The organism is Streptomyces sp. NPDC107522, assembly GCF_055657525.1.
Genome location: NZ_JBVKAU010000002.1, coordinates 459,887 through 474,398, shown reverse-complemented (window position 1 = coordinate 474,398; position 14,512 = coordinate 459,887). Strand labels below are relative to the sequence as shown.

Annotated in this window: 11 protein-coding genes; 6 read left to right on the top strand and 5 right to left on the bottom strand. The window is 70.8% G+C overall.

Annotation, left to right across the window (positions count from 1 at the left end):
- Positions 1 to 18: 18 nt before the first annotated feature.
- Positions 19 to 675, bottom strand: coding sequence for an alpha-ketoglutarate-dependent dioxygenase AlkB family protein (locus ACZ7L6_RS07425; RefSeq protein ID WP_471921025.1), 657 nt, complete (start codon positions 673 to 675; stop codon positions 19 to 21).
- Between the two features lie 102 nt (positions 676 to 777).
- Between ACZ7L6_RS07425 and ACZ7L6_RS07420 the strand changes: the two genes are divergently transcribed.
- Positions 778 to 1,911: a methyltransferase gene (locus ACZ7L6_RS07420; protein WP_471921024.1), complete on the top strand. Its 1,134-nt coding sequence runs from the start codon at positions 778 to 780 to the stop codon at positions 1,909 to 1,911.
- 3 nt (positions 1,912 to 1,914) lie between these two features.
- Here the strand turns inward: ACZ7L6_RS07420 and ACZ7L6_RS07415 are convergent, their stop codons facing one another.
- Complete coding sequence (locus ACZ7L6_RS07415) at positions 1,915 to 2,769, bottom strand: class II fructose-bisphosphate aldolase (RefSeq protein ID WP_471921023.1); 855 nt, start codon at positions 2,767 to 2,769, stop codon at positions 1,915 to 1,917.
- A 9-nt stretch (positions 2,770 to 2,778) separates the two neighbouring features.
- Positions 2,779 to 3,660 carry an SIS domain-containing protein gene (locus ACZ7L6_RS07410; protein ID WP_471921022.1) on the bottom strand — a complete coding sequence of 294 codons (882 nt, stop codon included), beginning with the start codon at positions 3,658 to 3,660 and terminating at the stop codon, positions 2,779 to 2,781.
- A 121-nt stretch (positions 3,661 to 3,781) separates the two neighbouring features.
- Here ACZ7L6_RS07410 and ACZ7L6_RS07405 point away from each other — a divergent pair, with 121 nt between their 5' ends.
- From ACZ7L6_RS07405 to ACZ7L6_RS07395, 3 genes are all read left to right on the top strand, one after another.
- Positions 3,782 to 4,561: a DeoR/GlpR family DNA-binding transcription regulator gene (locus tag ACZ7L6_RS07405; protein WP_471921021.1), complete on the top strand. Its 780-nt coding sequence runs from the start codon at positions 3,782 to 3,784 to the stop codon at positions 4,559 to 4,561.
- Between the two features lie 259 nt (positions 4,562 to 4,820).
- A complete protein-coding gene (locus ACZ7L6_RS07400; RefSeq protein WP_471921020.1) occupies positions 4,821 to 6,656 on the top strand; it encodes a glycoside hydrolase family 15 protein in 1,836 nt (611 codons plus the stop codon).
- 90 nt (positions 6,657 to 6,746) lie between these two features.
- Positions 6,747 to 7,403 (top strand): isochorismatase family protein, encoded by a 657-nt coding sequence (locus tag ACZ7L6_RS07395; RefSeq protein WP_471921019.1) that lies wholly within the window; start codon positions 6,747 to 6,749, stop codon positions 7,401 to 7,403.
- A gap of 5 nt (positions 7,404 to 7,408) precedes the next feature.
- On the opposite strand, the gene ACZ7L6_RS07390 is transcribed toward ACZ7L6_RS07395, so the two are convergent.
- The gene (locus tag ACZ7L6_RS07390) at positions 7,409 to 8,734 is read right to left on the bottom strand and encodes a lysine N(6)-hydroxylase/L-ornithine N(5)-oxygenase family protein (protein WP_471921018.1); all 1,326 of its coding nucleotides are present in this window, start codon (positions 8,732 to 8,734) and stop codon (positions 7,409 to 7,411) included.
- Between the two features lie 84 nt (positions 8,735 to 8,818).
- Between ACZ7L6_RS07390 and ACZ7L6_RS07385 the strand changes: the two genes are divergently transcribed.
- Together ACZ7L6_RS07385 and ACZ7L6_RS07380 are read left to right on the top strand one after the other, a co-directional pair.
- Positions 8,819 to 9,772, top strand: a complete 954-nt coding sequence (locus tag ACZ7L6_RS07385; protein ID WP_471921017.1) for a methionyl-tRNA formyltransferase — start codon at positions 8,819 to 8,821, stop codon at positions 9,770 to 9,772.
- A 126-nt stretch (positions 9,773 to 9,898) separates the two neighbouring features.
- Positions 9,899 to 10,915, top strand: a complete 1,017-nt coding sequence (locus ACZ7L6_RS07380) for an iron-siderophore ABC transporter substrate-binding protein (protein WP_471921016.1) — start codon at positions 9,899 to 9,901, stop codon at positions 10,913 to 10,915.
- Positions 10,916 to 11,015: 100 nt separating this feature from the next.
- On the opposite strand, the gene ACZ7L6_RS07375 is transcribed toward ACZ7L6_RS07380, so the two are convergent.
- The gene (locus tag ACZ7L6_RS07375) at positions 11,016 to 14,510 is read right to left on the bottom strand and encodes a non-ribosomal peptide synthetase (RefSeq protein ID WP_471921015.1); all 3,495 of its coding nucleotides are present in this window, start codon (positions 14,508 to 14,510) and stop codon (positions 11,016 to 11,018) included.
- Positions 14,511 to 14,512: the final 2 nt, after the last annotated feature.

Genomic DNA, 14,512 nt, shown 5'->3' with positions numbered 1-14,512 from the left:
ATCCGCAGATGTGGCGGCCTACAGCCCGCTCACTCTGAGCGTGATGTTCAACCGCCCGGTCAGACCCAACTCAGGCGGTGCGGTGCCGGGCTGCACCTTCGGCACACCGTGGTGGGCGAGCCGTGACGGGCCGCCGAAGACGAACAGGTCGCCGCTGCGCAGCTCGACGTCGGTGTACGGCCGGGTCCGGGTCTCGGTGTTGCCGAAGCGGAAGACGCAGGTGTCGCCGAGGCTCAGGGACACCACCGGCGCGTCCGACTCCTCGTCGCTGTCGCGGTGCATGCCCATGCGGGCGTCGGCGTCGTAGAAGTTGATCAGCGCGATGTCGTACGACGCCTTAGAGTGCGCCGCCTCCGACTCGCCCAGCGTGTCCCGCACCGCGCGGCGGCCCAGTTCGCCCAGCCACTCGGGGAACGGTTTCACCGGAGCGCCGTCGCCGTCGACGACGGTGCGGGCGTAGCCGTACGGGTACCAGTGCCATCCCAGGCAGACCTGCCGGGCGGTCATCGTGCCGCCGCCGGGCGTGTGGACGGTGCGCAGGCCGGCCGGTGGGCGCGCCCACGCGCGGCAGGCCTCCAGCAGCTCGCACTGGCGCTCGGCGTCCAGCCAGTCGGGCACGTGCACCGCGCCCGGCGCAACCTGCGTACGCTCCCGGGGGAACAGCTCGGCGTCCATGCCTCCCATCCTCCCCCACCGGCTGTGAGCTGCGGCTCGGCCGGCGGCAGGTGCGGGTGCGTCCCCGGGGTCGCTTAGCCTTGACGCACGATGAACGACCCTATGACGACGCCCTGGGGCGAGCTCGCGCTGACCCGTTTCCCCGAGGACCCGCGTGACAGGCTGCGTGCCTGGGACGCCTCCGACGAGTACCTCCTCAGGCACCTGGCGGGGCAGGAGATCCCGCTGTCCGGCACGGTCGTGGTCGTCGGTGACCGCTGGGGCGCCCTCGTCACGGCGCTCGCGGCGCACCGGCCCGTGCAGATCACCGACTCCTACCTGACCCAGGAGGCCACCCGGGCCAACCTCGCCCGGCACGGCGTCGAGCCCGGTGCCGTCCGGCTGCTCACCACGCAGGATCCACCACCGGACCGCATCGACGTCCTGCTCGTGCGGGTCCCGAAGAGCCTGGCGTTGTTGGAGGACCAGTTGCTGCGGCTGGCGCCCGCGGTGCACGAGGGCACGGTGGTCGTCGGCACGGGCATGGTGAAGGAGATCCACACCTCGACGCTCCAGCTGTTCGAGCGGATCCTCGGCCCGACCCGCACCTCGCTCGCCGAGAAGAAGGCCCGGCTGATCTTCTGCACGCCCGACCCCTCCCTGGAGCGGCCCGCGAACCCGTGGCCGTACACCTACATGCTCCCTGACGGCATCGGCGCGGTCTCGGGGCGCACGGTGGTCAACCACGCGGGTGTCTTCTGTGCCGACCGGCTCGACATCGGGACGCGGTTCTTCCTGGGGCATCTGCCGGGCGGGCAGGGCGCCCGGCGGGTGGTGGATCTCGGGTGCGGCAACGGGGTCGTCGGTACGGCGGTGGCGCTGGCGAACCCGGAGGCCGAGGTGCTGTTCGTCGACGAGTCGTTCCCGGCCGTTGCCTCGGCGGAGGCCACGTACAAGGCGAACGGGGTGCCGGGGCACGCCGAGTTCCGCGTCGGGGACGGGCTGGCGGGCGTGCCCGCCGGCAGCGTCGACCTCGTGCTGAACAATCCGCCGTTCCACTCCCACCAGGCGACGACCGACGCGACGGCCTGGCGGATGTTCACGGGTGCGCGGCGCGCGCTGAGGCCGGGCGGTGAGCTGTGGGTGATCGGCAACCGGCATCTCGGGTACCACGTGAAGCTGCGGCGGCTGTTCGGCAACAGTCAACTGGTCGCGAGCGACCCGAAGTTCGTGGTGCTGAGGGCTGTCAAACGGTAGGCCTCACGGGGATCCCAGCACCTGGATGATGCGGGCCACCGCCTGCACCATCGCCTCCCGCCCCACGCTCAGGTACTTGCGTGAGTCGACCGCCTCGGGATGGGCGGCGAGGAAGTCACGGATGGCGGCCGTCATGGCGATGTTGAGGGCCGTGCCGACGTTGACCTTGGCGATGCCGCCCGCGACCGCCGCGGTCAGTTCGGTGTCGGGGACGCCGGAGGAGCCGTGCAGGACGAGGGGGACGTCCAGGGTGGCGGCAAGGCGTTTGAGGAGGTCGTGGTCGAGGGTCGCGGTGCGGGTGGTCATGGCGTGGGAGCTGCCGACGGCGACGGCGAGGGCATCGACGCCGGAGTCGGTGACGAAGGCGTGGGCCTCGGCAGGGTCGGTGCGGGCGCCCGGGGCGTGGGCATCGAGGGGAGGCTCACCGTTCTTGCCGCCGAGGCGCCCCAACTCGGCCTCGATCCACAGGCCTTGGGCGTGCGCCCAGTCGGCGGCCGCCTTCGTCGCGGCCAGGTTGTCGGCATACGGCAGGCATGCCGCGTCGTACATCACGGAGCTGAACCCGGCCTCCGGCGCCTGGCGCAGCAGGCTGTCGCTCTGGATGTGGTCGAGGTGCAGCGCGACCGGGACGGCGGCGCGTTCGGCGGCGGCGACGGCGGCGCGGGCCAGCGGCAGGAGCCGTCCGTAGCGGAACTTGACGGCGTTCTCGCTGACTTGGAGGACGACGGGTGAGCGCACGGATTCCGCACCGGCGATCACGGCCTCGACGTGCTCCAGGGTGATGATGTTGAAGGCTGCGACGGCGGAGCGTGTCTGTACGGCGCCGGTGACGAGCTCACCGGTGGTCACGAGGGGCACGAGCTCTCCTTAGGGCGCGAGGATGACCGAGCGGGTGAGGTGGCGCGGCCGGTCCGGGTCGAGGCCGCGGGCCGCGGCGACGGCGACCGCGAGTCGCTGGGCGCGGACCAGTTCGGCGAGCGGGTCGAGGCGGCCCTCGATCCACAACCCGCCCGTGGCGCGGACCTGTTCGGCCAGCCCCTCGGGTGCCTCGCCGAACATCCAGGTGGCGGTACCGCCCGTGGTGATGCTGATCGGGCCGTGCCGGTACTCCATCGCCGGGTAGGCCTCGGTCCAGGACAGCGACGCCTCGCGCATCTTCAGCCCGGCCTCGTTGGCCAGCCCCACGGTCCAGCCACGGCCCAGGAAGGTGAACTGCGTGCACTTCACGAGCCCTTCGGGCAGGTCGGTGGCGAGCGCGGTGCGGGCGTCGGCCACGGCGGCGTCGGTGTGCAGGCCGAGGTGGGCGCGGAGCAGGGTGAGCGCGGTGGTGGCGAACCGGGTCTGCACGACGGATCGTTCGTCGGCGTAGTCGAGGACGACGACCTCGTCCGCGGATGCCATGACGGGCGTGTCCGGATCGGCGGTGATCGCAGTGGTGCGCGTTCGCCGCTTCAACCGGCCGAGCAGATCGAGGACTTCGGTGGTGGTGCCGGAGCGGGTGAGGGCGAGGACCCGGTCGTACGCCCGCCCGTGCGGGAACTCCGACGCGGCGAAGGCGTCCGTCTCCCCTTGGCCCGATCCCTCGCGCAGTGCGGCGAACGCCTGCCCCATGAAGTACGACGTCCCGCAGCCGACGACTGCGACCCGCTCCCCCGGCGCCGGCAGCACCCCGCCGAGGCCGGTCGCTTCCGCCGCGGCGCGCGTCCAGCACTCGGGCTGGCTTCCCAGCTCGTCCTCGACATGTGTCATGCCGCCACCTTCCCCGATCCTGATTGTTCCTGCAAGATATCGCGCTTTTTCGAGCAACATCAAGCATTCCCGTCGGAACAACGTGCGCTAAGGTCGCCGGAGATCGAGGAATGGAGGGCGGATGTCGCGCGATGCCCGCTGGAAGGCGCTGCTGGAGCTGCTCGTCGAGCGGGGCCGGCTGGACGTCGAGCAGGCGGCCGCCGAGCTGGAGGTCTCGGCCGCCACGATCCGGCGCGACTTCGACCAGCTCGCGGAGCAGCAGATGCTCGTGCGCACGCGGGGCGGCGCCGTCGTGCACGGGGTGTCCTACGAACTGCCGCTGCGCTACAAGACGGCCCGGCACGCCTCCGAGAAGCAGCGCATCGCCAAGGCGGTGGCCGACCTGATCGCGCCCGGCGAGGCGGTCGGGCTGACCGGCGGTACGACGACCACCGAGGTGGCGCGCGCCTTGGCCGTACGCAGCGACCTGGCGTCGGGCTCACCCGCGCTCACCGTCGTCACGAACGCGCTCAACATCGCCAATGAGCTGGCCGTACGGCCACAGTTCAAGATCGTGTCGACGGGCGGGGTCGCGCGCCCGCAGTCGTACGAGCTCATCGGACCGCTCGCGGACGCGGTGCTGGCCCAGATCACGATCGACGTGGCGGTGCTCGGCGTCGTCGCCTTCGACGTCACGCACGGCGCCGCCGCGCACGACGAGGCGGAGGCGGCGATCAACCGGCTGCTGTGCGAGCGGGCCGAGCGGGTGGTCGTGGCCGCGGACTCCAGCAAGCTGGGCCGGCGGGCGTTCGCCCGGATCTGCGCGGCCGACGCGGTGGACACGCTGGTCACGGACACGGCGGTCGATCCGGAGACGGTGCGGCGCTTCGAGGAGGCGGGCCTGACGGTCGTCGCGGTCTGACCGGCGGTCCGCGAGCCCGGTTCAGCCCACCGATACCGGCCAAGCCCTGATCCCGGCCTAGTCCTGGTTCCGGCAAAGCCCTGATCCCGGCCACGTCCTGATCCCGGCCAGGCTCCAATGCGGGCCAAGCTCCAATCCGGGCCAAGTCCTGGTCCCGACCCAGCCATGATCCCGGCGCGAGCGGCAATCCCGGCACTCGTCCGCCCGATTCGACCTAGGCTGGGTGCGAGGCGCATGGCGGCGGGCCAGGGAGGCTGCGATGAGCACGACACCGATCGACCACGGCGGACCGGCGGCTTCGCGGTATCTGCCGATCGCCGAGCACGGGCTGATCGGCGACCTGCGCAGTGTGGCCCTGGTCGGGACGGACGGCACGATCGACTGGTACTGCTGCTCGGCGTTCGACGCGCCGAGCGTCTTCGCGGCGATCCTGGACGCGGAGCGGGGCGGATGCTTCGAGCTGGCGGCCGCGGTGCCGGCGAAGACCAAGCAGTTCTACTTCCCTGACACGAACGTCCTGATCACCCGGTTCTTCACCGACGACGGCGTCGGCGAGGTGCAGGACTTCATGCCGGTCGACGGCGACTCGGTCGAGGCGGAACGCCACCGGCTGATCCGGCGCGTGGTGTGCGTGCGCGGGTCCATCCCGTTCCGCACGCGCGTGGCGCCGCGCTTCGACTACGGCGCCGCGCCGCACACCGTCCGGATGGTCGGCGACGTCGCGGTCTTCGAGTCGGAGAAGCTGTCGCTCGGGCTGACCGCGACCGTGCCGCTGGAGGTCGACGGCCTGGACACGTGCGCCGAGTTCAAGCTCGCCCAGGGCGAGTCGGCGGTGTTCGCGCTGGACCAGGTCGGTGGCGAGGTGACCCCGCGCCGGTGCGCGCGGATCGAGGCCGAGGAGCAGTTCAACAGTACGGTGGCGTACTGGCGGCGCTGGCTGTCGGCCTCCAAGTACCGGGGCCGCTGGCGGGAGATGGTGCACCGCTCCGCCCTCACCCTGAAGCTGCTCACCTACGCGCCCACCGGCGCCATCGTGGCCGCACCGACGACGAGCCTGCCCGAGGAGCCCGGCGGCGAGCGCAACTGGGACTACCGGTACGTGTGGGTGCGCGACGCCGCCTTCTGCGTGTACGCGCTGCTGCGGCTCGGCTTCACAGGCGAGGCCGAGGCGTTCATGAAGTTCCTGACCCAGTACGTCAGCCGGGGCGACGGCTGTCACGCCGGTCCGCTGCAGATCATGTACGGCATCGACGGGCGCACCGATCTGACCGAGCGCGAACTCGACCACCTGGAGGGCCACCTCGGTTCCGCCCCGGTGCGTGTCGGCAACGCCGCCGCCGACCAGCTCCAACTGGACATCTACGGCGCGCTGATCGACTCCATCTACCTCTACGACAAGTGGGCGGAGCCGATCTCCAGCGGCCAGTGGGACGACGTGTGCGGGCTGGTGGACTGGGTGTGCGAGAACTGGGACCAGCCCGACGAGGGCATCTGGGAGACCCGCGGCGGACGCAAGAACTTCCTGTACTCGCGGCTGATGTGCTGGGTGGCGATCGAGCGGGCCATCCGCATGGCCAACCGGCGCGGTCTGCCCGCCGATCTGCCGCGCTGGCGGGAGTGCCGGGACACCATCTACCGGCGGATCATGAAGCGCGGCTGGTCCGAGCGGCGTCAGGCCTTCGTCCAGCACGAGGACGGCGACGTGCTCGACGCGGCCGTACTGATGATGCCGCTGTCGAAGTTCATCGCCCCGACCGACCCCAAGTGGCTGTCCACCCTGGACGCGCTCACCCAGGAGCTGGTGTCCGACTCGCTGGTCTACCGCTACGACCCGATGGCCAGCCCCGACGGGCTGCGCGGCGACGAGGGCACGTTCTCGATCTGCTCGTTCTGGTACGTCGAGGCCATGGTCCGGGCCGGCCGGATCGACGAGGCGCGGCTCGCCTTCGAGAAGATGCTGACATACGCCAACCATCTGGGCCTGTACGCCGAGGAGATCAGCCACACCGGCGAGCAACAGGGCAACTTCCCGCAGGCGTTCACCCATCTCGCGCTGATCAGTGCGGCCTTCAATCTGGACCGCGCCCTGGGATGAGGCGCGTTCACAGGACGCACGAGCGAGACAATCGAACTTAGGTGAGGCTAACCTAACTAGGGTTCCCGACTCACCGAAGGGCAACCCGAGATGACGCCTGGCTCGATCTTCCCGTACGTCATGCCGACCCCCGCGATGCTCCCCGACGACCGGACCGAGTGGACCCTCGCCCCCGGCCGGGCGGCGCTCCTGGTGCTCAATCTGCAGCGGCGTTTCCTGCGGGAGCTGGACCACGAGGGCGCCCCGGTCGGCGAACTCCTCGCGAACACAGGCAGGTTGGTGAGCGCCGCCCACGCGGCGGGCGTCCCCGTCATCCACTCGGTGCCGGCCGGCGAGCGAGGTCCCGCACCCACCGGCCGCCTCTCCGGGCCATCGGCCGACAAGGACGGCGAGGAAGGCGAGGCCTTCGCCGAGCAGGTGATGCCGCACATCGGGGACACGGTGCTCACCGCCCGGAAGTACAGCGCGTTCGCCCGGACCCGGCTGGAGAGCCGGTTACGCGACCTGAAGCGCGATCAGGTGGTGGTCGTCGGGTTGTTCGCCCGCGTCGGTGTGCTGATGACGGCCGCCGACGCCTGGGTGAAGGACCTGGAGCCCTTCGTCGTCGCGGACGCCATCGCCGATGTGTCGGCCGGGAGCCATGAGTTCGCGCTCGAATGGGTGGCGGACACCTGCGGGGCGGTGACGTCCACGGATCGGGTGGTGGCGGTCTTCGACCCCGCCGTGTCCGCGGCGGAGGCGGTCTGACCGGCTCAGACGGACGCCGTGCGGCGAGCCAGCAGGGAGCGGTGGATCTCCTCGGCGCGGATCGCGGTGGTGGACAGCAGGGTGGAGGTGAGCCCGTGGGTGTGCTCGGTGCCGCCCTGCAGATAGATCCCCGCGGCGACGTCGGGCGCGGTCTCCACCCGGTGGTCGCGGGAGACACGGATCGCGTCTCCGTCGTCCCGCAGGCACACCTTCGCCGCCTCGCCCAGCAGCGCGGTGAGGTCGCGGGGCCGGTAGCCGGTGGCGTGCACGAGCACGTCGGCCTGGAGGATGTGCTGCTCCCCGGTCGGCAGGAACTCCACCGAGATGTCGAGCGGGCCGTCGCCGCGCTGCCGTACGTCGCGGATGCGGGAGACGTTGAGGAAGCGCAGCCTCTCCCGGCCCATGACCTTCTCCTGGTACGCGGTGGCGTACAGGGACTCGATCAACTCCATGTCGACGACGGAGTAGTTGGTGGAACGGTGGTAGTCGAAGAGGGACTGCTTCACCTCGGAGGGGGCGGTGAAGTACACGTCCACCGCCTCGGGATCGAAGATGCGGTTGGCGAACGGGCTGTCGTCGGCCGGGGTGTAGCCGTACTTGGCGAACACCGCGCACACCTCGGCCTCCGGGAAGGAGCGGTGCAGGAAGTCGACGGTCTCGGCGGCGCTCTGCCCCGCGCCGAGGACGACGGCGCGGCGCACCGGCCTGCCGGAGGCGGCGAGTTCACTCACCCGGGGAAGTAACTGGCTGTTGTGCCAGACCCGTTCGGAGAGTTCGACACCGGGCGGCACGTGCGGTTCCAGGCCGACCGCCACGCTGAGGTCGCGGGCGCGGTGGGTGACATGACGGCCGGGCCGCTCCGGGTCCCGGCAGACGACGTCGAAGTGCGTCACCGTGCCCGTGCCGTCGCGCACGGGCTCGACGGCGGTCACGACGTGGTCGTACGCCACCAGGTGCCGCACCCGCTCGGCGGCCCACTCGAAGTACTCGTGGAACTCGACGCGGAGCGGGAAGAGCGTCTTCTGGTTCAGGAAGTCGACCAGCCGGCCGCGCTCGCGCAGGAAGCACAGGAAGCTGAAGTCGCTGGCCGGGTTGCGCAGCGTCACAAGGTCCTTGAGAAACGACACCTGCATGGTGGCGTCGTCGATGAGCATGCCCCGGTGCCAGCCGAAACGCGACTGGCGCTCCAGGAAAAGGGCGTTGGTCCGACGGTCGGCCGGAAGGTCCGCGTTGTGTTCGTCAATCGCTATGGCCAGGGCGAGATTTGACGGCCCGAAGCCGATTCCGAGGACGTCGTAGGTGGTGTCCGATCCCGTGAGCGGTGACTTCACCGTGGCATCGCCTCCCTCAGGCAGCCACATGTTAGATAAGGTTAGCCTTACCTTGCAATGGAGCCTGCCGAAGGGGAGAACCGCATGCGCGTCGCCATGTTCGGCTACCAGACCTGGGGTCACCGCACGCTCCAGGCCCTGCTGGACTCCGGCCACGAGGTCGTCCTCGTGGTCACCCACCCCAAGAGCGACCACGCCTACGAGAAGATCTGGGACGACTCCGTCGCCGAACTGGCCGAGAAGAACGACGTCCCCGTACTCCTGCGCAACCGCCCCGACGACCCCGAACTCCTCGACACCCTGCGCGAGTCGAGGCCGGACATCGTCGTCGCCAACAACTGGCGCACCTGGCTGCCGCCCGAGCTCTTCGACCTGCCCCCGCACGGCACGCTCAACATCCACGACTCGCTGCTGCCCGCCTACGCCGGCTTCTCCCCCCTCATCTGGGCACTCATCAACGGCGAGGAACGCGTCGGCGTGACCGCGCACCGCATGAACGCCGAGCTGGACGCGGGCGACATCCTGGTGCAGCGCTCGGTCAAGGTCGGGCCGACCGACACGGCGACGGACCTGTTCCACCGCACGGTCGACCTCATCGCCCCCATCGTGCGCGAGTCGCTCGGCCTCATCGCCTCCGGCAAGGACGCCGCCCACTGGCAGCCCCAGGACCGCAGCCGGGCGAGCTTCTTCCACAAGCGGTCCCTCGAGGACAGCCGTATCGACTGGACCTGGCCCGCGGAGCGCCTGGAACGTCTCGTACGCGCGCAGTCGGACCCGTATCCCAACGCGTACACGTTCCGTCGCGGGCAGCGGATCAGGATCGTGTCGGCCGCCGTCTCCGAGGGCCACTACGGCGGCACTCCGGGCCGCATCTTCATCCGCGAGGGCGACGGCGTCGTGATCGTGGCCGGGGCGGACGCCCACACGGGCCGGCACCCGGGACTGCTCGTCAGGCGGCTGCGCACCGACGACGGCACGGAGTACGCGGCGACCGACTACTTCCGCACGATGGGCGGCTACCTGACGGCGCGTCCCTGAGCTGACGCTCCATCAATTCATTGCGAAATCGGGGCACTTGACCGAGAACCGTTGCTAAGGCAAGCCTTACCTTGCTTTACTGACGGCCGCACCACTCCTGCCTGTCACCGGCGACAAGGGACGCACATGTCGAGAAAGCTCCTCACCACCCTTCTCACCGTCACCCTGGCCGCCGGGTTGGCAGCCTGCGGTTCCGTCAAGGACGACTCGAGCACCTCCTCCGACGCCTCCGGCGACGCGAAGGCGGACGCCTCGTCCGCCTTCCCGGTGTCCATCAAGCACAAGTTCGGCACGACGAAGATCACCAAGGCTCCGCAGCGGATCGTCGTGATCGGCAACGGTGGTACGGACGACATCGACGCGCTGTACGCCCTGGACGTCACGCCGGTCGCCATCTCCAAGGACGCCCTCAGCAAGGACGGCGTCTACCCCTGGCTGAAGGACGAGATCGACACCGGAAAGACCGAGCTCCTCGACACGCTGACCTCCGTCGACTACGAGAAGGTCGCGTCCCTCCAGCCCGATCTGATCCTCGCCACCTCCGACTTCACCCTGGACAAGGACTACAAGAAGCTCGCCGCGGTGGCTCCGACCATCGGCTACGAGACGGCCTGGGGCCAGCAGACCTGGCAGGAGCACGTGCAGGTGGTCGCCAAGGCCGTCGGCAAGGAGGAGCAGGGCGCGCAGGTCATCAAGAAGACCGAGGACAGCATCGCCGCGGTGAAGGCGAAGCATCCGAAGCTGCAGGGCAAGACCTACAGCCTGTCCATCGGCAACACCCCGGCGAAGATCTTCACCATCGCGTCCGAGGAGGACTTCGCCGCCAAGCTGATGAGCCAGGTCGGGATGGGCCTGACCCCTTCGGTGAAGAACATCAAGACGGTCAACGGCAGCCCGACCGGTGAGCTGTCCTTCGAGCAGCTCGACAAGCTCGACGCCGACCTGGTCGTCATCGCGTTCACCACGCCGGACCTGAAGAAGGCCTTCGAGGCCAGTGACCTGGTGAAGAACATGTCCGCGGTGAAGGACGACCGGTACGTCGTGACCGATGTCGCGACCATCAGCCAGCTGCGCAGCCCGTCCGTGCTGGGCATCCCGTGGGCGCTGAACAACCTGGAGCCCGGGTTCAAGAAGCTCGACTGACCGGCCCGAGGGGGAATCGGAGGAGGGGCGGGGCGCCTGCGGGCGCCCCGCCCCTCCTTCTCGTGGGCAGTTCCGTACGCAGTCCTCAAGTGCGGGGTGCTCAGGTGTCGTTCAGCGCGGAGTCGACCTCTTCCGCCGACATGTCCTCGATCTCCAGGTGGATCGCGGCGACCTGTTCGAGCCGCCCGGGCGTCTCCTCCTCGGCCGAGAGCCGCTTGGCCATGCCGCCCGCTGTCAGGGTCGCGAACAGGGAGCGCACGGACACCTCGGAGGTGTCCAGGGCCTCGCGCAGCCGGCCGACGATCACGGTGGCGAGCACCGAGTCGCCGCCGAGGGCGAAGAAGCCGTCGTCGAGGCCGACGCGTTCGACGCCGAGGACGTCCTGCCAGACGCGGGCCACGACGGTCTCCAGGGCGCTGCCGGGCGCCCGGTGCCGCTGCTCCGCCTCGGCCATCTGCCACAGCTCCTGTACGGCACGACGGTCGAGCTTGCCGTTGGAGGTGAGCGGCAGTTCCCCGGCCACGGCGATCCGGGCCGGGACCATGTGCGGCGGCAGCACGGACCGCGCCCACTCCCGCAGCTCGTCCTCGGCCGTCCCCGCCTCGGCGGCCACCGCGGCCGCCAGCTGGACGCCCTGGCCCCGGGTCAGCCCGGCGACGGCACGCCGTACGGCGGGGTGTCCGGCGAGCGCGGCCTCCACCTCGCCGAGTTCGATCCGGAAGCCGCGCACCTTGACCTGGTGGTCCCGGCGGCCGAGGAACTCCAGGGTGCCGTCGGGCCAGTACCGCGCGAGGTCGCCGGTGCGGTACCAGCGCACTCCGTCCGCCTCGGTGAACTTCTCCGCCGTACGCGAAGGATCGCCTCGGTAGCCGAGCGCCACCCCGTCCCCGCCGATCCACAGCTCCCCCGGCACCCAGTCGGGGCAGTCCCGCCCGTGGGCGTCGACGACCCGGCAGCGGACGTTGCGCAACGGGGTGCCGTACGGCACCGCCCGCCAGTGCGCAGGGACTTGAGTGCCCGTCACTTCGCAGACAGTGGAGTGGATCGCGGTCTCCGTCGTCCCGCCCAGCCCGGTGAACCGGCACCCGGGTGCCCGCTCGGCGAGCCGCCCCGGCAGGTCGTTGCCCACCCAGTCGCCGCCGAGCAACACCGCCCGCAGTCCCGCCAGTTCGCCGGGTCCAGTGGCGAGGAGGAGCATGTCGAGCAGCGGGGGCACACAGTTGAGGAGCGTCACCTGGTGCGTGCGCACGAGGTCGGCCCACTGACGCGCCTCACGCCGGTCGTCGTCGTCCACGAGCACGAGCGCGCCGCCCGCGCTCAGCAGCCCGAAGACGTCGTAGACGGAGAGGTCGAAGTCCAGGGCGGACAGGGCGAGACAGCGGTCCGAAGTGCCCACGCCGAAACGGTCGTTGAGGTCGTCGATGGTGTTCATGGCAGCCCGGTGCGGCACTTCTACGCCCTTGGGCTCGCCGGTGGAGCCGGAGGTGAACAGCACATAGGCGGGCTGCTCCCCGGCCACGGCCACCGGCTCGGACAGGGGCGCCCCCGCCACCGCCTCGGCGACCGGCAGGGCGTCGACACCCTCGACCGGCCGTCCGTCGGTCAGCGTGACACGGAATCCCGCGGTGGCGCGGATACGGTCGCGGCGGGCGGGCGGCTGCTCGACGCCGATCGGCACGTACGCGGCGCCCGCGGCCAGCACGCCCAGTACGGCGGTGATCTGGTCGGGCCCCTTGGGCAGGCTGACGGCGACTGTGTCACCGGGTCGTACGCCGCGCTCCAGCAAGGAGGCTGCGGTACTCAGTGCGCGGGCGGCCAACTCGCCGTAAGAAAGGGTGCCTTCGGTACCCCACAGCAGGGCCGGGGCATCCGGCTGCTCGGCGGCGCGCTCGAAGAAGCCCTGGTGCAGCAGCCGGTGGCTGCGCGGGCCCTCGGTGGCGTTGACCTTGGCGCGGACTGCCGACTGCTCGGCCGGCAGCAGGGCGGGCACCGGCCTCTCCCAGACCGTGTCGTCGGTGCCGAGCCCGGTGACGAGCCCGTGGAAGGCGGCGAACATGGCGTCGATCAGGCCCGGCGGGAAGGCGTCCTCACGGACGTCCCAGTTGACCAGCAGACCTCCGTCGACCTCGGTCACCTGGGCGTCGAGGAGTACCTGCGGTCCCTGCGAGATGATCCAGACGGGTTTGCCGAAGGACTGCCGTACGCCGGAGTCGAAGAGCTCACCGAGGTTGAGGGCGCTGGTGAACACGACCGGGGCCAGGACCTGTTCGCCGCTGTGCCGGGACAGGTCCCGCAGGACCTCCACGCCGGAGTAGTCGGCATGCGCCGCGTCGGTGTGCATACGGTCCTGCAGGCGCCGTGCGTGCTCGGTGAACGAGCCCGGCTCGGCCAGGTCGACGTCGAGCAGCACCGAGCTGGTGAAGTCGCCGACGAGCAGGTCGGTGTCGGGGTGGGAGCCCCGGCGGTCGAACATCGGCACGTTCAGCAGGAACCGCGGCTGCCCGCTCCAGGCGGCCAGGACCTCCGAGAAGGCGGTCGCCACCGCCATCGCCGGGGTCAGGCCGTGCTGGTGGGCGCGGGCGGTCAGCCGCCGCTTCTCCTCCGGCGGCAGCCAGTGGTGGCGGCGGGTGACCCGGGTCGGGTCGGTGCGCTCCGCCTCGGGCACGAGCGGGAGTTCGGGGGCGCTGGGCAGCTCGGGGATCCGTCGCTGCCACCACCGTTGTGCCTGCTCCCGGCTGAGCCGCCGTACGTCCGCGCGCTCCGCCAGGTACTCCGGGTAGCTGGTGCGGATCGCCGGGAGCGGGGTGCCCGGGTTCTGATAGAGCTTGGCGAGGTCGGAGAGGAGCACCCGGTAGCTGAGCGCGTCGGCGGCGAGCATGTCGACGTCGACGTGCAGTCGGCTCGAGCCGTCCGGCAGCAGCGAGAGCTGCACGGAGAACACCTCGCCGGACGCGATGTCCAGGCGCGCGTGCGAGGCGGACTGCCGGACGTCCTCCAGTGCGGCCGCCGCCGTCCGCGCGTCCAGTGTCCGCAGGTCGTTGACGACCGTCGCGGGGCGGGTGAGGTCGGGCAGGATCTGCTGGCGGCCGTCGTCGGTGAAGCGGGCACGCAGCATGCCGTGCCGGGCCGCGAGGGCTCGTACGGCCGTGTCGAGCCGGTCGGGGTCGACGCCGGGGCCGTCGAACTCGACGTAGAGGTGCGCCGCGACCGAACCGAGCGTGGTCTCGTCGCCGCGGCCGATCCAGTAGGCGTGCTGCATCACGGCCAGCGGGAAGGGGTCGCGGGGTTCGGGGGCGGCCGGTTGCGGCGGGACCGGCCGGCTCTCAGCGGGGCCGGCTGCCGCGGCGGGTTGGCCGGCGGCCGGTATGTGCGCTGCGAGCAGCGTCCGCCAGGCCCGCAGGGTCGGGTCCTTGGCGAGCTCGGCGAAGCTGACGCGGATGCCCTGCTTTCGCCAGCCGCCCGCGATCTTCATCAGGGTGATCGAGTCCAGGCCCCAGGCGATGAGGCTGTCGTCCTCGCTCGGCGGTGCCTCCGAGCCGAATGTGTCGGTGACCGAACGGAGCAGCTCGTCCGCGGTCGGGGGGTGCTGCGTCACCG